The organism is Listeria sp. MAN/IMW/UF555, from assembly GCF_058684075.1.
Genome location: NZ_JBZWZS010000002.1, coordinates 444061 through 464074, shown reverse-complemented (window position 1 = coordinate 464074; position 20014 = coordinate 444061). Strand labels below are relative to the sequence as shown.

At 35.8% G+C, this 20014-nt stretch carries 19 protein-coding genes; 14 read left to right on the top strand and 5 right to left on the bottom strand.

All coding sequences use genetic code 11. The features are described 5' to 3' along the window. Nucleotides 1–87: 87 nt before the first annotated feature. The 10 genes from AC4PG8_RS09400 to yhaM all read left to right on the top strand — a co-directional run bounded on the left by AC4PG8_RS09400 (nucleotide 88) and on the right by yhaM (nucleotide 12424). Entirely contained in the window at nucleotides 88–2232 is a 2145-nt protein-coding gene (locus AC4PG8_RS09400; RefSeq protein WP_185540865.1) for a penicillin-binding protein 1A, read from the top strand. 105 nt (nucleotides 2233–2337) lie between these two features. Beyond that, complete coding sequence (locus AC4PG8_RS09395; RefSeq protein WP_003763578.1) at nucleotides 2338–2535, top strand: PLDc N-terminal domain-containing protein; 198 nt, start codon at nucleotides 2338–2340, stop codon at nucleotides 2533–2535. Continuing rightward, a complete protein-coding gene (locus tag AC4PG8_RS09390) occupies nucleotides 2535–3437 on the top strand; it encodes an ABC transporter ATP-binding protein (RefSeq protein ID WP_185540863.1) in 903 nt (300 codons plus the stop codon). Before AC4PG8_RS09395 ends, AC4PG8_RS09390 begins: the two co-directional genes overlap by 1 nt. Continuing rightward, on the top strand, nucleotides 3437–4231 hold the full coding sequence (locus tag AC4PG8_RS09385) for an ABC transporter permease subunit (protein ID WP_185540861.1): 795 nt from the start codon (nucleotides 3437–3439) through the stop codon (nucleotides 4229–4231). The genes AC4PG8_RS09390 and AC4PG8_RS09385 overlap by 1 nt, the downstream gene beginning before the upstream one ends. 69 nt (nucleotides 4232–4300) lie before the next feature. After that, a complete protein-coding gene (gene fumC, locus AC4PG8_RS09380) occupies nucleotides 4301–5668 on the top strand; it encodes a class II fumarate hydratase (RefSeq protein ID WP_185484395.1) in 1368 nt (455 codons plus the stop codon). A 103-nt stretch (nucleotides 5669–5771) separates the two neighbouring features. Beyond that, on the top strand, nucleotides 5772–6905 hold the full coding sequence (locus AC4PG8_RS09375) for a DUF445 domain-containing protein (RefSeq protein WP_492170285.1): 1134 nt from the start codon (nucleotides 5772–5774) through the stop codon (nucleotides 6903–6905). Nucleotides 6906–6986: 81 nt separating this feature from the next. Further along, nucleotides 6987–7340, top strand: a complete 354-nt coding sequence (locus tag AC4PG8_RS09370) for a YlbF/YmcA family competence regulator (protein WP_003763567.1) — start codon at nucleotides 6987–6989, stop codon at nucleotides 7338–7340. 142 nt (nucleotides 7341–7482) lie between these two features. Then, nucleotides 7483–8718, top strand: coding sequence for a metallophosphoesterase family protein (locus AC4PG8_RS09365; protein ID WP_492170284.1), 1236 nt, complete (start codon nucleotides 7483–7485; stop codon nucleotides 8716–8718). Continuing rightward, nucleotides 8715–11438: an ATP-binding protein gene (locus AC4PG8_RS09360; protein WP_492170283.1), complete on the top strand. Its 2724-nt coding sequence runs from the start codon at nucleotides 8715–8717 to the stop codon at nucleotides 11436–11438. Before AC4PG8_RS09365 ends, AC4PG8_RS09360 begins: the two co-directional genes overlap by 4 nt. A gap of 44 nt (nucleotides 11439–11482) precedes the next feature. Further along, a complete protein-coding gene (gene yhaM / locus AC4PG8_RS09355) occupies nucleotides 11483–12424 on the top strand; it encodes a 3'-5' exoribonuclease YhaM (RefSeq protein ID WP_070753877.1) in 942 nt (313 codons plus the stop codon). Between the two features lie 89 nt (nucleotides 12425–12513). On the opposite strand, the gene prsA2 is transcribed toward yhaM, so the two are convergent. The 4 genes from prsA2 to AC4PG8_RS09335 all read right to left on the bottom strand — a co-directional run bounded on the left by prsA2 (nucleotide 12514) and on the right by AC4PG8_RS09335 (nucleotide 15039). Further along, on the bottom strand, nucleotides 12514–13389 hold the full coding sequence (prsA2, locus tag AC4PG8_RS09350; protein ID WP_003769842.1) for a post-translocation chaperone PrsA2: 876 nt from the start codon (nucleotides 13387–13389) through the stop codon (nucleotides 12514–12516). 116 nt (nucleotides 13390–13505) lie between these two features. Next, complete coding sequence (locus AC4PG8_RS09345; RefSeq protein ID WP_003763561.1) at nucleotides 13506–14045, bottom strand: DUF3267 domain-containing protein; 540 nt, start codon at nucleotides 14043–14045, stop codon at nucleotides 13506–13508. A 179-nt stretch (nucleotides 14046–14224) separates the two neighbouring features. Further along, on the bottom strand, nucleotides 14225–14587 hold the full coding sequence (locus AC4PG8_RS09340) for a YtxH domain-containing protein (protein WP_003720598.1): 363 nt from the start codon (nucleotides 14585–14587) through the stop codon (nucleotides 14225–14227). Between the two features lie 29 nt (nucleotides 14588–14616). Further along, nucleotides 14617–15039, bottom strand: a complete 423-nt coding sequence (locus AC4PG8_RS09335; RefSeq protein ID WP_003763560.1) for an HIT family protein — start codon at nucleotides 15037–15039, stop codon at nucleotides 14617–14619. A 160-nt stretch (nucleotides 15040–15199) separates the two neighbouring features. Between AC4PG8_RS09335 and AC4PG8_RS09330 the strand changes: the two genes are divergently transcribed. Next, nucleotides 15200–15952, top strand: coding sequence for an ABC transporter ATP-binding protein (locus AC4PG8_RS09330; protein ID WP_003763559.1), 753 nt, complete (start codon nucleotides 15200–15202; stop codon nucleotides 15950–15952). Beyond that, on the top strand, nucleotides 15936–17159 hold the full coding sequence (locus AC4PG8_RS09325) for an ABC transporter permease (RefSeq protein ID WP_003769835.1): 1224 nt from the start codon (nucleotides 15936–15938) through the stop codon (nucleotides 17157–17159). The genes AC4PG8_RS09330 and AC4PG8_RS09325 overlap by 17 nt, the downstream gene beginning before the upstream one ends. Nucleotides 17160–17197: 38 nt before the next feature. Here the strand turns inward: AC4PG8_RS09325 and AC4PG8_RS09320 are convergent, their stop codons facing one another. Further along, entirely contained in the window at nucleotides 17198–17701 is a 504-nt protein-coding gene (locus tag AC4PG8_RS09320; protein ID WP_003763556.1) for an antibiotic biosynthesis monooxygenase family protein, read from the bottom strand. Between the two features lie 196 nt (nucleotides 17702–17897). Here AC4PG8_RS09320 and hemE point away from each other — a divergent pair, with 196 nt between their 5' ends. Together hemE and hemH are read left to right on the top strand one after the other, a co-directional pair. Continuing rightward, a complete protein-coding gene (gene hemE, locus AC4PG8_RS09315; protein ID WP_160464409.1) occupies nucleotides 17898–18950 on the top strand; it encodes a uroporphyrinogen decarboxylase in 1053 nt (350 codons plus the stop codon). 6 nt (nucleotides 18951–18956) lie between these two features. After that, nucleotides 18957–19886, top strand: a complete 930-nt coding sequence (hemH, locus tag AC4PG8_RS09310) for a ferrochelatase (RefSeq protein ID WP_070753812.1) — start codon at nucleotides 18957–18959, stop codon at nucleotides 19884–19886. Nucleotides 19887–20014: the final 128 nt, after the last annotated feature.

Sequence of the window (20014 nt, the reverse complement as noted above, 5' to 3'; positions counted from 1 at the left end):
GGCATAAAATTGTGTTTTAACGTAAAATACGTGTATAACTGTGTTTACAGTTTTCTTTAATACCGTGTAGAAAGATAGGAGAGTTACATGGACAAATTTAAACAACAACTCATTAAATACATTAAATCATTCTTTGGATTTATTGGAAAATGGATTAGCACCTTATGGCGGAAATTTAGACGCTTCTGGAAAAACAAACATATTGGCAAGATTTTTTTACTTGCAGGACTCGTATTTTTATTAAGTTTTATTATTTATCTTGTTGTAGTAGCTAAGTCCGCAGATATAGATGCTTTGAAAAAAGGCTTAGAATCAGCCACGATTGTTTACGATAAAGACGGAGATAAAGCAGGAGAATTATCATCAACTGACGCAACCTTTGTATCAATTGATAAAATCTCTAAAAACCTCCAAAATGCAGTCGTATCCATTGAAGACCGACGTTTTTATGAACACAAGGGCTTTGACTTAAAAGGAATCGCTCGTGCTGGAGTTAACCTGATTACAAACGGGGGAATTTCGGGTGGTGGTAGTACTATCACACAACAGCTTGCCAAAAATGCCTTGCTAACCCAAGAACAGACCTTTACGCGAAAAGCGAAGGAAATTTTTATGGCTCGAGAGATTGAAAAAACCTACTCCAAAGATGAAATTATGGAAATGTACTTAAACCGCTCTTACTTTGGAAACGGGGAGTGGGGTGTTGAGAACGCTTCTTTGAAATACTTTGGAAAGCCAGCAGCTGATTTAAACATCCCGGAAGCTGCGACTATTGCGGGACTACTCCAAGCACCGAGCGCCTATGACCCGTATCAACATATTGAAAAGGCAACTAATCGACGGAACATGGTACTTAATGCTATGGTTGAAACCGGCGATATAACCAAAGCAGAAGGCGACAAATATAAAGCGACCAAAATCGTTTTAAATGACCAATCAAAAGATCCACTTGCAAACAAATATCCTTGGTATGTTGATGCAGTTATCAATGAAGCAGTAAATGAAGCTGACATCACTCAAGATGAAATTATGCAAAAAGGATATAAAATCTATACGGAATTAGATCAAAACTATCAAACCTCTTTAGAAAAAGTGTATAATAACGATTCTTTATTCCCAAGAAATGCGAACGATGGCACGCTTGTCCAATCAGGAGCTGTTCTAATGGATCCAGCAACAGGAGGAATTAGGGCGCTTGTTGGTGGACGAGGAGAGCACGTTTTCCGTGGATTTAACAGAGCTACGCAAATGAAGGCTCAGCCAGGTTCCACGATGAAACCACTCGCTGTCTATACGCCAGCACTTCAATCGGGTTATAATGTCGATTCGATGTTAAAAGATGAAAAAGTAACGTACAAAGGAAACTATACTCCAACCAACGTAGGCGGAATTTATAATGGAGAAGTCCCAATGTACAAAGCGGTGGCAAACTCAATCAATGCGCCAGCGGTCTGGTTGTTAGATCAAATCGGTATTGACAAAGGTGTTAAATCTGTAGAAAAATTTGGCATCGAAGTACCAGAAAAAGACCAAACACTTGGATTAGCACTCGGTGGTATGAGTAAAGGTGCTTCGCCAGTTGAAATGGCTACTGCTTATGCTACATTTGCCAATAACGGCGCAAAACCAGAATCGCATATCATTACTAAAATTGTTGATCCATCAGGAAATACCGTTTATGAAAATGTTCCAAAAACAAAACAAATTATCTCAAAAACTGTTTCAACAGAAATGACATCGATGTTACTTGACGTAATCAATACTGGGACTGGTCAGAGTGCAGCAGTTTCCGGTCACGAAATGGCAGGTAAAACTGGTTCGACTCAAGTTCCTTTCAATGATACTAATGGGACAAAAGATCAGTGGTTTGTAGGTTACACGCCTAATTTAGTTGGCGCTGTTTGGATGGGATTTGATAAAACAGACAAAGACCATTACCTCACTACAACAAGCTCTGCCGGGGTATCAAGCCTAGCTCATTATGTAATGAACAGTGGCTTACGTTACCAAAAATCTGCTGACTTTGATACTAAAAGTGCTGCACAAGAAACTGCTGCGAAAAAACAAGAAGAAGAATCCGACAATAATAGTGGCAGTGACTTCTGGAGTGGCGTAAAAGACAAAGCAAATGAAGCAGGCGAAACGATTAAAAAAGGTGCTGAGAAAGTAAAAGAATTTGGTGGAAAAGTTTCAGATGGCATTGGAAACTTAATTGATTCTATCGGCAACTAATAAAAAGCACATTTTACTTTATTCTAAGTAAAATGTGCTTTTTTATATTGCTTTAATATTATAACTGTTATACAATGAGTATAACAAATAAATGAGGTGAATACATTGGATAAAACGCAAATAGCATTACTAATTCCCGTAATAATTCTTTATTTAGCCTTACTTTTAACAGCGATTATAGATTTAGCTAAAAATTGGCAAACACGTAAAAACCCTATTATTTGGTTAATTGTCATTATATTTATTAATATCTTTGGTCCAATTGCGTATTTTATTTTTGGGCGAAAAGAGGATGAAAGCTAATGAAAAAATTAGAAATCGAAGGACTAAAGAAAAAATATAACGGAAAATGGGTTATTAAAGGAATCGATCTAACTATAAATAATAAAGAATGTGTAGCTTTAATCGGACCAAATGGCGCGGGTAAGTCGACAATGATTAACATGATTGTCCAAATCTTAGCGCAAGACGAGGGTCAAATTAAACTAGATGGCCAAGAAGCAAAGTTAGTGCGTGAGAAAATTGGTTTTTTACCACAATATCCAGAATTTTATGGTTGGATGAGCGCATTAGAATGTCTTCGTTTTATGGGAAAACTGTCTAACATGAAAAAACAAGATTTAGAAGAGCGAATCAAAGAAGTCTTACTACTAGTTGGATTAGCAGATAGTACTAACAAAAAAATTAGCACCTATTCAGGAGGAATGCGGCAACGTCTTGGGATCGCTCAGGCAATTTTACATCGACCGGAATTGCTTGTTTTGGACGAACCGGTATCCGCACTTGATCCAATTGGTCGCCGGGAAATTATCGTGCTTTTAGAAAAACTGAAAAGTGAAATGACAATTTTGTTTTCAACTCATATTTTAAAAGATGCGGAAGAGGTTTGTGACCGCATTGCAATTATCAAAAACGGTGAATTAGTTGCGGATAAAACAGTTGAACAGCTTATGCAAGAAGAAAGTTCCCCGGTATTTGATGTTGAATTTATTGGAGATGAGGAAGCTTGGTTAGCGCTTCTTAATCAAAATCAGCATATTGAAAAAATCGAAAAGGTAGGAATGGTTTATCAAGTGTATGCTATAGATAAAAAAGCTGGCTCAGAAGCTATTCTAGAAGCACTATTAAAAACGAAAGGTGAGCTGATTCGCGTAGAAAACAGACACCAAAGCCTAGAAGAAATTTTTATGGAGAAGGTGAGATAATGACGCATTTTAGTGCTTTACTCGGAAAAGAATGGTTAGAACAGCGGCGGAGTTTGAGAATCATTTGGATGCCAACTGTCTTTGCACTTCTTGGACTCACCCAACCATTAATGCTTTATTTTTTACCAGAAATACTTAAAGCGGTCGGAACTGGCGCAGAAGCGGAGCAAGTTGTCGCTTTGATGGGAAATCAATCAGCGCAAGAAGTAATGTCGCAAACACTTGGCTCTCAGTTTGATCAAATTGGAGTTATCATTATGATTGTCGTGGCGATGGCTTGCATTCAAAATGACCGTTCTAGAGGGATGCTTGCTTTTATTATGACTAGACCAGTATCAGCCGTAGAATATGTCCTATCCAAGTGGGTTATGCAGTGTATTGTTGGCTTAAGTTCATTATTCATTGGTTATGTTTTAGCAGCATATTACACGTATTTTTTATTTGGCGATTTAGATATGAATTCTTTGATCGAAGGATTTTTTGTCTACGCACTTTGGTTTGTTTTTGTTATTAGTTTGGTCGTTTTCGCCAGTGCTGTATTTGATAGCAATGCCGTAGTTGCAATGATTAGCGTATTTACAGCCATTCTCTTAGGTGTCATTAGCGGTTTTGGCGGTTGGATACAAATGTTTAATCCTGCTTACTTAAGCAAAAATGCAACTATGCTAATAATGTCAGAAAAAACAATGGACTACTTTATACCAACACTGTTCATTTCAATAGCTTGGATCGCTTTATTAATAATTCTCACCATTGTAATGATTAAAATAAAACCACTTCAAAAAACAGAATAGCGAACATTATTTGTTGGTTTTGCGTAAACATCCGGAATATAATAAAATAGAATAAAAAGGGGTGGCAAAATGGAACGAATTGAACGTGATACACTTGGAGAAATTTCAGTTGATGCAACTAAGTACTGGGGAGCCCAAACAGAGCGAAGTAGAAGAAACTTTGCTATTGGTGATAATTCTATGCCGAAAGAAATTATCTACGCTTTTGCTCAGTTGAAAAAAGCTGCGGCTAAAGTGAATGCCTTAGAAGGAAAGTTATCCGAAGCGAAATCGGTAGCAATCGGAAACGTTTGTGATCAAATCATTCAAGGCGAACTAGATGAACATTTTCCTTTAGTCGTTTGGCAAACGGGAAGCGGAACGCAAAGCAATATGAACGTTAATGAAGTTATTGCCCACGTTGCCAATTTAACTTTAGGTGAGGAAAAAGTTCATCCAAATGATGATGTTAACATGTCGCAAAGCTCGAATGATACATTTCCGACAGCGATGCATATAGCTGCTTATCAAGCTTTAGTAACGAAACTTTTACCAGAAATAACTAAAATGGAAGAAGTTTTAACGACGAAGAAAAATCAATATATGCAGCTCGTTAAAATTGGTAGAACACATTTACAAGATGCAACTCCACTCACGCTTGGGCAAGAAATTAGTGGCTGGGAAGCGTGTCTGACAAATAATAAAAACTACCTTGAGTCTAGTATGAAAGCAATTTTACCACTTGCAATTGGCGGGACAGCAGTTGGAACGGGATTAAATGCCTCCAAAGATTTTGGTGATAAAGTTGCAGAAGAATTAATGAAACAAACTGGGTATTCTTTTACTTCCGATTCTAATAAATATTTCGCTTTAACGAGTCATAGCCCGATTAATTTTGTCCATGGAGCCATTCGCAGCCTTGCTTCTGATTTAATGAAAATTGCTAACGATATTCGTCTACTAGCAAGTGGTCCTCGTAGTGGCATTGGTGAACTAACAATCCCGGCTAACGAACCAGGCAGCTCCATCATGCCAGGAAAAGTGAACCCTACACAGTGTGAGGCAATTACGATGGTGGCCGCTCAAGTAATGGGAAATGATACAACGATTAATATTGCAGCAAGCCAAGGTAATTTTGAATTAAATGTTTATAAGCCTGTAATTATTTTTAATTTCTTAGAATCTATCACATTACTTTCTGATAGTATGCGCTCCTTCCGAATTCATTGTTTAGAAGGACTAACTGCCAATGAAAGTGTGATTGAAGCTAAAGTAAATGATTCGCTGATGCTTGTTACAGCCTTGAATCCACATATAGGTTACGAAAAAGCTGCCAAAATTGCCAAGTTAGCCTTCGATGAAAATACGACTTTAAAAGAAGCAGCAATTAAAACTGGTTTTGTAACAGAAAAAGAATTCGATTTATGGATAGACCCACTAAAAATGACTAATTTGTAATCTCATACTTTAGAATGAACTTCCCTAGAAACAATTGTTGTCTAGGGATTTTTCACGTATAATAAAACCACTTTTACTAGACAAATATTAGGAGATGCAAAACATGTCAGTATTATTTACGATACTTTTAATGGCAGTGATTGGCGGATTTATTGGGGCGATGACGAATTATATCGCTATCCGAATGCTCTTTCGTCCGTACAAAGCCGTTTACCTATTTAATAAACGTTTACCATTTACACCAGGTCTAATTCCGAAAAGACGCGATGAACTTGCAGAACATATTGGAAAAGTAGTGGTAAGTCATTTACTAACAGAGGATGCCATTCGCGCGAGACTATTGGATGAGAATTTACAAAAAGAAGTAACAGAAACCATCACAAAAATGTTTCATGAAAAAATGAAATTAGAAACAACGACGAACGAATTACTGCACCACTTAGGATACGAAAATGCAGAAGTTCGCTCTATTTCATGGTTAGAAAGAACGCTAGAGATTGAAATTAGTCGCTTTTTAACAACAAAACAATCAACACAAATGAGCGAGTTAATTCCTTCTATGCTAGAAAACGAACTAACCAAAAAACTCCCTCATGTAACAGAAAGAATAACGAGTAAAATGAGTGTTTTTATAGCGAGTGAAGCAGGCAAAATTCAGATTAAACAAATGCTTCAAAAATTCTTTGAAGAACATGGGAAAATGGGCAGCATGGCGAGAATGTTCATCAATATCGATAGTTTCTCAGAAAAAATTCAACAAGAGGGCTTAAAACTTATTAACCAAGAAGACACTAAAAATATCATCAACCAATTGCTAACAACTGAATGGCATAATTTTGAAGCAAAAGAGCTACAAGAACTTATCCCAACAGAAAAACAAGCACATTTGGCAGGGCAGCTTACTTCAGAAATTATTCAAGCTGTTCCACATGAAAAACTATTTAACCAACCCATTCAAGGCATACTACGCAATTATGAAGCCGCCATTACAGAAAAAATGATTCCTTTTGCAGTAGAGCGAATGCTTGATTTTGTAGCGACTCATAGTGCAGGAATAGTGGAGCGAATGGACTTAGCAAAACTTGTGGAAACACAAATAGCGACTTTTTCATTACCTGAAATTGAAAAGCTTGTTGTAGAGATTTCCGGTAGAGAATTAAAAATGATAACCTATTTAGGCGGGATTTTAGGAGGATTTATCGGAATCATTCAAGGAATACTCGCGATGTGGATTTAGTTCTTTTATACTGGAATAACATGCGACTTTTTGTTATAGTGAAACAGAAGTGACAAATACAGATATTTGGAGGATTTATCAATGGCAGTTAATATTTATGATGTAGCACATGATTTAGACAAAGGAATTCGTGAAACACCTGAATTCATCAGCTTACAAGATGCATACCGTGAAGTGAACGAAAATGCGGATGCAAAAGCAAAATTCGAACGTTTCCGTGATGTTCAAGTAACAATCCAAGAAAAACAAATGACTGGTCAAGAAATTGACGACGAAACAGTAAATGTTGCACAACAAGTAGCGCAAGAAGTTCAAGAAAATGAACTAATCGTTAAATTAATGGAAAAAGAGCAAGCAATGAGCACAATTATTAATGATCTAAATCGCATTATTATGACGCCATTACAAGACCTATATAACGTAGCAAACGACTAATTTTCATTAATCGAAGTGGTTCTATTATTTGTTATTTATTTAGCAAATAGTAGAACCATTTTTTTATTTGAAATGCTTGTACGTAAAAAGATAGTAAGGTATAATAAGAACGTATATTCGGTTTTTTAAGGAGGCGAAAGTCATGAAAGAAATCAAATTTTTACACATAGCAGATTTGCATCTGGATAGTCCTTTCATTGGGCTTTCGACATTACCACAACCACTTTTTTCTGCCGTACAAGAAAGCACATTTCAATCGTTGGAACGCATTATAACTGTAGCAATAAAAGAAGCGGTGGAATTTGTATTAATTGCAGGAGATATTTATGATAGTGAAGATCAAAGTGTCCGTGCTCAAGCTCGTTTTTCAAAAGAAATGAAGCGATTAGAGCAAGCTGGGATAAAAGCATTCATTATTCACGGAAATCATGATTTTATAGAGAAACATAAGGAAAAACTTCAATTACCTGGAAATGTCCATGTTTTTTCAGAACAAGTTGAAATGGCTGCCATAGAAACAAAGAATGGAGCAATTGTTCATATTTATGGATTTAGTTACGGAGAACGTCACATTCGTGCTAGCCGTGTAAACGAATATAATAAACAAGGAGAGGCAGATTTTCATATCGGGCTTTTACATGGTTCTGAACTATCCAGCAGTGAAGACCATGACGTTTATGCACCATTTCGTATTCAGGAAATCACTAAAAAAGGATTTGATTACTGGGCGCTCGGACACATCCATAAACGCCAATTGTTAGCAGAATCACCAAGCGTTTATTACCCGGGAAATATTCAAGGACGGAACCGCAAAGAGTCAGGCGAAAAAGGAGCGAGTATTGTCACATTATCGGCGTCAAATACGACCATTGATTTCATAGCAACCAGCCCTATTATTTGGGAAGAAGTAATCATTACCTTGCCTGAAAATAGCGAACTCAATACTTTTTACCGGGAAGTCACAAAACTTTTAGCTACATACCAAGGTCAGAGTAATTCCTTTTTTCTGCATGTTATTGTTCAAATGGCCAATAAACAAAAAATAAATACAACTGACTGGCTACAAATGCTTCAAGAAGAAACAGACTTAACGGGAAGCACCTTTGTTTGGGTTCATAAACTCACAATAGAACTGACAAACCAAAGCGATTTAAAGAACTGGCATGAGCAACATTTAGCGAGCAAAGAAATAACTCAAGTTTTCGAAAAGTTACAAGATGAATCAGCTTTTTATCAAACTGTGGAGGCTCTATATTTTGAAAGTGGTGTGAGTAGATATTTAGACGATTTATCAGAAGAAGATCGGCAGTTAATGTTAGACGCAGCTTTGACAGAACTAGGAACGGTGCTTAAAGAAGTGGAAGGTGATGAGAAATGAGAATAACGTCCATTGATATAGTTGGTTATGGCAAATGGTCCGATGCTCATTTTAATCATATTTCGGATTTTCAAGTTATTTTTGGAGAAAATGAAGCTGGAAAATCGACTATTATGGCTTTTATACATAGTATTTTATTTGGTTTCCCAACTAGACAACAATCTATTCCACGTATGGAACCTAAAAACGGCGGACCTTATGGTGGGAGATTGACGCTCGAGGATACACCTATGGGTAAAGTGATTGTCGAACGTTTAAAAGGAAAAGCTACTGGAGATGTACGTATTTATTACGGAGATGGCCAGGTAGCTGGAGAAGAAAAATTAACGGAAATTATTGGAGAAATCGACCGTAATACGTTTGAAGCTATTTTCTCTTTTGATATTCATGGATTACAAAATATTCATCAATGGAAGAAAAAAGAATTTGAGCGATATTTGCTTGCCACAGGTACAACAGGATCAGATGCACTTTTAAAAACGGCTGAAATATTACAAAAAAAATTGGAAGCTCTTTTTAAACCAAGCGGAAGAAATCCTGCAATCAATCAACAACTCAAAAAAGTAAAAGATAGCCAATTAGCGTTTCAAGAAGCAAAAAAACAAAATGCAAAATATGAGTTGCTTTTGGTTGGAAAAGAAGAAGAAAAAGCAAGACAAACTGAATTACAAGAAGAAAAAACCGCTATTCGTGTCGAACTAGATACACTAAATACCTTGCTAGATTTATGGCCCATTTACCAAGAATGGAAGGCACTAAGCGAAAAAGCAGTACCTTTAACCGAAGCTACTTTTCCACCAGATGGTATTATCCGTTTGGAACATTTGCAACTAAGAGAAAAAGAATGGCAAAATCAATTAATTCAATTAGAAGAACGCCAAAAAAACTTGATTAACAAAAATAATTTCGAACATACTGCTTTTTTTGCTGAAAACGAAGCAGAAATAACCTATTTAATCGAAACTTATGGTGCTTATAATGAGCGCGAATTACAACAAAAAAGTTTAGAAAAAGAGATCAAGTACTATCAAACAGATGCTAAACAAACACCAATGAAATGGACAAAAGAGCTAGATCAAAAAGTACTTCGAATAAAAGAACTCGAGCAATTAAACAAACAACAACAGCATGATATTCAATTAGAATTAAAGCTTACTCAAGAATCAGAAGAAAAATTGCAACAAAAGATCGATAAAATAGAAACAAATATGTGGGACAATAAAAGATTCCAACAAGAAAAAGAAAAAATAAATTCAAAAGAAAAAACACCCGTAACTAAATCGATTGTAGCTGTTGCTATTTTTCTTGCAGCTTTAGTAGTTTTAGTGATTTTCCAATCGATTTGGAGCGTTGCTGTTGTTTTTCTAGCGGCTCTTATATCTGTTTATTTATTAGTTCTTACTAAAACACCCGCGCCAACTAGCAATCAACAAATTTTAGCGTTTTTAGAACAGCAAAAAATCAGGCAAGAATGGCAACAATTACTGAGCGAAATGGACATTATTGCTTCACAAATAGCACAATTAGAAGAACGCCAAAGCAGAATAATCAAATCACAATACGACTATCAATCAGAACTAAACCATTTATTTGATACGTTAGCGATTAATGAACTTCCAGATGAAAACTGGGAGGCTATAGTTCAAACCTACAAAGAACATAGCGAAAAAAATCAATTAGCTGCAGAACTGACATTGAAATTAGAACCATTAGCAGAAAAACAACACTCATACCAGCTCAGATTAGAAAAACTAGATGCACCTATAGAATCGGCTAATATTGAAGAAAAAATATCTTTCTTACGCCAAGGTTTGCTATATTACCGAAATAATTTGACCGAAAACGCCAAACTCGCAGAAAAAATGGAACAAGTTACAATGCAATTAAATTTAGTAAAACAAGATCTACTACTTGTTAAAAAGGAAAAAGCGGACTTATTAGAACAAGCCAAAGTAAATAATGAAGACGAATTCCGTGTAGCAGCAATGCGAGTAAAACAAGAACAGCAATGGCGCGAACGTTTAATTCTACTAGAAGCGCAACTTGAACCAGATAAGCGACTAGCATTAAGTCATTTTTCAGCGCAAGAAGTCATTAAAGAAAAAGAGCTTCAACTAGAAGAAAAACTGCGAAAAATAGAATTAGAGCAAGAAAATATTCATGCCTCATTGGCTGCAAAAAATCATGAAATAGCAACACTTGAAGAGGGTGGAACGTTTGCTGTACTCATGCAAGACTTCTATTCAGAAAAAAGCAAATTACAACAAATGACTCGGGAATGGACAGAAACTAAACTAGCACTTCAAATACTTCAAGAAACTATGCGGAGTTTGCAAGAAGGAAAATTACCAAAAACATTAGCTTTAGCAACTGACTATTTCAACCATTTAACGAATGGGAATTACACAAAAGTGTACTTACAAGAGAACCGGATTCAAGTCGAGAGTAAAGAAGTCATTTCATTTTTCCCAGAAGAATTGAGTCAAGCAACAAAAGAACAACTGTATTTGGCAATCCGTTTTGCCTTAATTGATGTTATTCATAAAGATTTTCCATTACCTATAATTATTGATGATGGTTTTGTTCATTTTGACTCGGCTAGAATGGTGCAAATGATGCAGTTGCTCCAAAAAAGAAAAAGCACAAATCAGGTAATTTTTTTCACATGTCATCAAGAAACTCGCAAATATTTTTCCAGTGAAGACATACGCGTGCTATAATGGTTGGAGAAACTTCTTACTACAGAAAGAAAGAAGGCGATACAATGGAAAAAAGATTATTAGACTATGAAGTTGGAGAAACAGTTGAGCTATTCTTGCTAATTAAATCAAGTGTAAAAGGAACAGCAAGTAATGGAAAACCATTTTTAAGCCTTGTTTTACAAGATAAATCAGGTGAATTAGAAGCAAAACTTTGGGATGTAAAAGAAAGCGATGAAGTCAATTACGGGGTGCAGCAAATTGTTCACCTTATGGGAGATATTCAAAATTATCGTGGAAGAAAGCAATTGAAAATCCGCCAAATCAGACAAGCATCACCACTTGATGGCGTTAGCGCTAGTGAATTTATGGAGACAGCACCTATTAATAAAGACGAAATGGCTGACGAAATAACCCAATATATTTTCGAAATGAAAAATGCAAACTTGCAACGAATTACGCGAGCTTTACTAAAAAAATATCAAGATGATTTTTATGATTATCCAGCTGCGATGCGCCATCACCATGAATTTGTTTCGGGATTAAGTTTCCACGTGGTTTCCATGTTGCGTTTAGCTAAATCAGTGGCTGATTTATATCCGACAGTTAATCGCGACCTACTTTATGCTGGTGTTATTTTACATGATTTAGGAAAAGTAATTGAACTTTCTGGACCAGTTTCGACCACTTATACACTTGAAGGTAATTTGATTGGACATATTTCTATCGTCGTTGAGGAAGTAAGTAAAATTGCTGAAGAGCTATCGATTGATGGAGAAGAAGTAGTTGTCTTAAAACACGTACTGTTGTCTCATCATGGTAAAGGCGAGTGGGGAAGTCCGAAACCTCCACTAGTTCGTGAAGCTGAAATTTTACATCAAATTGATTTAATGGATGCTTCGCTAAATATGATGGACAAAGTATTAAAACATACCAAACCAGGCGAATTTAGTGAAAGAGTATTTGGGTTAGATAATCGTTCCTTTTATAATCCAACTTTTGAATAACAGAAAAGCTGTTCAGGTAGCGTAACTGAACAGCTTTTCTATATAAAAAAACACGATTGGAAACTAGTTCCAATCGTGTTTTTATTTACTTATTTAGATGAATCTTTTGAAGCAGAACCGTCAAAATCTTTGAAAGCATCTTTCAAGTCTTTGTCTTCAACTTTTACGTTAGCATCTTTGTATTCTTTTTTAAGCGTTTTTTGCATGTTTTCTGTAGTTAATTGGGATGCAAGGTAAGCTTCTTTAACAGCTTTTTTATCTTTATCAAAAGTTGTTTTTGTAGCTGGTTTGTCCATTTGGATGATGTGGTATCCATATTGAGTTTTTACTGGAGCGCTGATGTCGCCTTTGTTTTTAAGGGCATAAGCTGCTTTTTCAAATGCAGGATCCATTTTACCAGAACCAAATGGTGCTAATTGGCCACCGTTTTCTTTAGTAGCAGTATCTGTAGAATATTCTTTTGCTAAATCAGCAAATTTTGCGCCGTCTTTAAGTTTTTGTTCAACTTCTTTGGCTTTGTTTTCATCAGCTACTAGAATATGGCTTACAGTAATATCTGGTTGCCAAGTTTTGTAGTACTCTTTAAGTGCTTTATCGCTAGTATCAGCATTAGCTTCAGTTGCTTTTTGAACTAACAAGTTGTACTTAAGTTGGCTTTTGAATGATTTCTCAGTTAAGCCACTTTGAGCTAAAACTGCAGAGAATTGATCGCCGTATTGGGATTTGTACTCTTTGAATTTTTTATCAACATCTTCGTCGCTTACTTTGTATTTATCACCAAGGATTTTTTCGAAAGTAAGTTGTTGTACAAACTCAGAACCATATTTATCTTTCATTGCGTCGTAAAGCTCATCTTGCGTTACGTCGCCAGAATCAGTCTTAACGACATTACCGCCGCCACCACACGCTGCTAGACTGAACAATGCCATCATCATGACAAGTCCAAGAATTAATTTCTTCTTCATTAAATAAAACACACTCCTTAGTTGTTGGAATAATTCCCGCTTAACACAATAACTATCATAACATAAATTAAAGATAAAAAGAAAAGATGAAAGAAATTTAATGATATTCTTATGGTTTAGTCAGAAATTAAAATCGAAAAGCCACGTTCTGCACTTTCTACAAAACAATTCTTTGGCATTTTCCATAGTTTTTTAATGTGAGTAAAATCAGAAAAGCTCATTCCAAAGTGGACAGATAATAAAATTAGGAACATTCCCGAGTGCCCAATTGGAGTTATAAGCATTAAAGTGATTAGAATAGTAGTGATAACGACAAAAGGCAAAATTAATGAAAAGATGTAATGCCATTTTGGAATTATCCGTTTAATATTTAATTTTATACAGGGAAGAATAAAGAAATGGATACGCCACTGAATGACTGTACCTTCGCGATATTTAAAGCACCCAATAATATGAAGCAACTTATGAATCGGATAAATTAAAACAATACCCAAAAAGCTCATGAATTGATAATCATTTGTAAGTTGGCCGGGGTACATTAAATGTTGTGTTAAAAAACAAATACATACGGCAGCTAGCCAAACAAGGATACCTTTTAGGAAAAGTCGATTAAACTCATCTCGTCGCTCTGTGTTGATTGATTTTAAGCAGCGCATTGTAAACTTTCCTCCAGTTAAAGCTAAAATAGTGCTCCGTCAGAAGGCACCATAGTATTGTATGCTCAATTGGAATAAAATTCAACCCTTTTTTTAATAAATAATTGCCTAATTTTGACGTTTTTATGAAGGTGATTTTAAGCACAGAAAAAAACTGAGCAAGCGCCCAGTTTTTATACTTATTTATTATCTTTTTTGAGTGTTTTTTCTAAATCAGAAATTGTTTTTTGCATATCTTTAATTTCGTCTTTTAAGCGTTTCTTTTCAGGTTCCATTTCCTCGTTCCACTTAGAAACAGATTCCATAATGTCTGAAGAAACATCTTTAAGTAGTGTTGAGCCTTCTGTGCCAAGAACTTGAACGGATTGAATAAGTTCATTTGCATTGTATGCTAGTTCTTTTAAAATGACACTTGCTTCACCTGATTTAGCAACAATATCTTTTCGAAGTTCATTGCCGGATTTTGGAGCAAATAATACCGAGGCTGCGGCTCCAATTGCCCCACCAGCTAAAATACCAAAAATAAGTGATTTTTTATTCATTTATACTCCACTCCATCCATAAAGTCATTTTAGTCTACTTTTGCTGCGATAAGTTCAGCAATTTCTTGGTAACGTTCTTGTGTATACCAGTCTGCGTTATCTTTCCATTTTAACCCAAAGTCGTCTGATTTGCTATACCTTGGTATTAAATGGATATGACAATGAAAAACAGATTGGTAAGCTACTTCTTCATTATTATTTAAAATATTTAATCCCTGTAGCGGTAAAGCTTCTTTTAAAGCTCGCGCGATTTTTGGCACGCGGCGGAATAATTCAGCAGCCGTCTCTTCAGGTAAATCGAATGTGTTCCTAGCATGTTTTTTAGGAATTACGAGTGTATGACCTTCTGTGACTTGTCCTAAATCAAGGAATGCGTATACTTCATCATCTTCATACACTTTGGCAGAAGGGATTTCACCGCGAACTATCTTGCAGAAAATGCAATCGTCCATTAAGTATGACCACCTTTCACAACATATTAATTATGTACTACTTTAATTTAACATAAAAACGAGTCAAAAGCATGTATGAGATAGTGAACAATGGATTATTTTGACAGTTCAAGGGATGAATATGCTATTATTAACTAAAGATACGTAAGGAGGTATGGAAATGGCTTTAGTAGAAGTAGAACACCTGACGGGCGGGTATACAAAGCGACCAGTCCTAAAAGATATTTCATTTGCGATTGAAGAAAAACAAATTGTTGGATTAATCGGCCTAAATGGAGCAGGAAAAAGTACAACCATTAAACACATAACTGGCTTAATGCATCCAAAACAAGGGACAATTAAAATCAACGGTCACCAATTAGTGGAAGATACAGAAACATATAGAAAGCAATTTTCTTATATCCCAGAAACCCCGGTATTATATGAAGAATTAACATTAAAAGAACATCTAGAATTAACCGGAATGGCTTATGGTCTTTCACAAGAAGAATTACAAGAAAGAATGCCCCCACTTTTAAAAGAATTTCGCTTAGAGAAAAAATTGAATTGGTTTCCAGCGCATTTTTCTAAAGGGATGAAACAGAAAGTAATGATTATGTCGGCTTTTTTAATTGAGCCTAAATTATATATTATTGACGAACCTTTTGTTGGGCTTGATCCACTTGGAATCCAGTCACTACTTAATTGGATGGATGAAATGCGAAGTGAGGGAGCAAGTATTTTAATGTCAACGCATATTTTGGCGACAGCTGAAAAATATTGCGATACTTTTATCATTATTCATCAAGGTGAAATTCGCGCAGAAGGTACTTTGAAAGATTTACAAACGAACTTTGAAATGCCAGGAGCTTCACTTGATGAAATTTACATCCAGTTGACAAAGGAAGAGGAAGCTGATGAAGATGATATTTGACAGTAAAGCGCTCTGGAAGGAACGTTTTAGCGCTTATACTACAGAAGTAATGCGCTATCTCCGTTATATGTTTAATGATCATCTGCTGTTTGTTCTTATCATTGGGCTTGGTGCCGGTATTTTTTATTACGCAGGTTGGGTGAAAACGCTTGAGCCGAGTTTCCCAGTTATTCCGCTGATGGTTATTTTACTTACAGCTTCTATTGCAATTAGCCCAGTCGCAACGCTCCTACAAAAACCGGACGTAGTTTACTTAATCGTTCAAGAAAAAGCAATGGATGCTTATTTTTCTCAAGCAAAAATAGCCAGTTTCTTTATGCAATTGTATGTATTCGTAATCGTTCTCGGTATTTGTATGCCTATGTATGTAGAAGTGACAGGAATACCTTATAGCCAGTTCTTTACATTATTTATCGTGCTTGCTTTACTTAAAGCTTGGAATATTTATTTTGGCTTTGAAAGTATGAAATTGGAAGATGCTGATACGACATGGATGTTTGTTCGCGTTATTGTAAATGCTATTTTAATTTATATTTCGTTAATTTCTGCGCCTTTTATTTCGATTCCGCTTGTTCTAGTTGTAATTTTAGCGAGTTATTACTGGATTAAGAAGAAAACTTCTAAAGTGACGCTTAGATGGGAATATTTAGTAGATAAAGAAGAAGCGCGAATGAATCGTTTCTATCGTTTGGTTAATTTATTTACGGATGTACCACACTTACGAGGGACGGTTCGTAGACGGAACTATCTTGATTTCTTATATCAGCCAATTCCTTATGCGAAAAGAAAAACGTTTGCTTATTTGTTTAGCCGCACTTTTGTAAGAACGAATGAATACATCGGACTTTACGTTAGGCTCACTGTAATTGCTGTTATTCTGCTCGTTTTTGTGCAAGGATTTTATTTGAATATTATTTTTTCATTGTTATTCTTATATTTAACTGGCTTTCAATTTATCCCGATGCTAAAACATTATGATGCACAAATTATGTTACGTCTTTATCCGATTGATGATGCTTATCGCCACCGTAGTTTTATTCACTTTTTACGAATTTTACTACTTGGCCAAGCAATACTCTTTAGCCTTATTGGAATTGCCCAAAATGGAACAATCGGCGGGATGGTGATATTAGGAATAAATTTAGCTTTTGTAGCGATTTTTACTTTCCTTTATGCTCCAATCAGAATGAAAAAAATGTACGAATAAAAAAAGCGATTTGGATTTTTGGTCCAAATCGCTTTTTCCTATTTAGCATCATGTGAGAATTCTGGATAATGATAAATATCTTCATGTGAGAAACCAACTTGCGTATTATTTTTTTTCATGATGTTTGTAATTTCTTTGTGTAAAGGAGTTTTTTTCCATTCTTGAAAGAAAACTTCAGAATCCCAAAAAGAAACAATTAAAAACTGATTTGTATTCATCGCTTTGGTAAGTTTGGTGCTTTGTAACCCAGGTGTTTCACTAAAATGTAAGCTAGCATGTTGATACATTTGTAAGAAAATCGGAATCTCTTCATCGCGAAGTTGAATATATTCAAACACAACAATTCCAAAACCTTTTAAAGAACCACTACTTTGTAAAACTCGATACTCTTTACCTTCTTGGAAAAGTTTTTCTCCAGTTGACTCTTGATACAAAAGAGATTGCGAAAAGTTTTGCAGAAGTGTCACATTCTCGCCAATATAGTTTTCCATTAGTTGACGAAGATAATGTTCTGTTCCAGTTGTGATAAATACTTTTTTCATGATAAGTCCTTCTTTCAGTTTTATTCAATTAAGATAAATGATTACACCTTTGTTTTCCACGTTTTTCATAATTGAAACAGTAGATAGGCAATTTGTTTGGTTTTATACAAGATTTCTAGTATCCTTTTATCTGGAGAAGTTATTTATTGTTCTGTTGCCTATTGTGTGTAAATGAACAAAGAAGGGAAGCGACTCAATGACAAAAATAACGAACGATTTATTTTTAAAAGCAGCGCGAAAAGAACAAGTGGACCGAATTCCGGTTTGGTACATGAGACAAGCAGGGAGATCTCAACCAGAATATCGTAAATTAAAAGAAAAATATTCGCTATTTGAAATTACTCATCAGCCAGAAATATGTGCTTATGTTACTAAATTACCAGTAGATCAATACGGAGTCGATGCAGCAATTTTATATAAAGATATTATGACACCACTTCCGGGGATGGGAGTAGATGTAGAGATTAAGTCAGGCGTTGGTCCAGTCATACATAATCCAATTAGAACTTTCCAAGATGTCGAGAAACTGACGATTTTTAAACCGGAAATTGAAGTGCCTTATGTGCTTGATACGATAAAATTACTAGCTGATGATATGTTAGATGTACCTTTAATTGGATTTGCTGGAGCACCTTTCACGCTTGCAAGTTATATGATAGAAGGTGGTCCATCGAAAAATTATCACCAAACAAAAAGTTTTATGTACCGTGAACCAGAAGTTTGGGCAATTTTAATGGAAAAACTTGGACGAATGACTGCGAATTATTTAATAGCGCAAATTAATGCCGGGGCTTCTGCTGTTCAATTGTTTGATTCTTGGGTAGGAGCACTTAGCCGTGCGGATTATGCGCAGTACATCCGACCTGTCATTGAAATGATCGTTAAAGAAGTGAAAGCTGTTCATCCAACAACACCGATTATTATGCAAGCGGTTGGGGCAAGTCATCTTTTAGCAGAGTGGGAAACAATGCCACTAGATGTAGTCGGTGTAGATTGGCGTGAAACGATTACAACTGCTAGACAAAAAGTACCAACAAAAGCAATTCAAGGAAATCTAGACCCATCCACACTTCTTGCACCAGAAAAATGTCTAGCAGAAACGGAACGAATTTTGCAAGAAGGTATACTAGAACCAGGATACATTTTCAACTTAGGACACGGTGTTTTTCCAGAAGTACCACCAGAAATGCTAAAAAAATTAACTAAGTACATCCACGAAAGAAGCGAAATTCTATTAAAAAAAGGATGATGAAAAATGACTAAAAAAGTAGGTTTACTTGTAATGGCATACGGGACTCCGTATAAAGACGAAGATATTGAACGTTACTACACAGATATTCGTCACGGACATAAGCCAAGTGAAGAAATGATTGCAGATTTGCGCGGAAGATACCACGCTATCGGAGGTCTTTCACCACTAGCGAAAATCACCGAAGCACAAGCCTATGGACTAGAAAAAGCATTAAACGACGCACAAGATGAAGTAGAATTTAAAGCGTATATCGGTTTAAAACACATCGAACCATTCATTGAGGACGCGGTTGAAGCAATGCATAAAGATGGTATAGAAGAAGCTATTTCCATCGTTTTAGCGCCTCATTATTCCAGTTTTAGTGTAGAAGCATATAACAAAAGAGCAAAAGATGCTGCTGATAAAATGGGCGGTATTCATATTCAAGCAATTAATGATTGGTATAAACAACCAAAATTCATTCAAATGTGGGCTGATAGAATTAATGAAACAGCTAAACAAATTCCAGCAGACGAATTAATAGACACTGTGTTAATTGTTTCCGCACACAGTTTACCAGAGAAAATTAAACAACATAACGATCCGTATCCAGACCAACTTCAAGAAACAGCGGATTTAATTTTTGATAAAGTAGCAGTACCTCATTATGCGCTAGGTTGGCAAAGTGAAGGGAAAACCGGGGAACCTTGGCTTGGACCTGATGTACAAGATTTAACAAGAGAACTTCATGGCCGAGAAAAATACAAACATTTTATTTATACGCCAGTTGGTTTTGTCGCAGAACATTTAGAAGTACTTTATGATAATGATTATGAATGTAAAGTAGTAACAGATGAAGTTGGTGCAGCTTACCACCGACCTCCAATGCCAAATGCTGACCCTGAATTTTTAGAAGTCTTAAGAACAGTCGTTTGGGATGCATACACAAAATAAAAAGATGCGCCGGGATACTCGTTATTCCGGCACTTTTTTTACAAAGAAAGAAAACGGTTTCAATATTTTTAGCTAAATACTATGAAGTTTTAATCAGATTCTCATCTTTGCCGGGCATAATGATAATT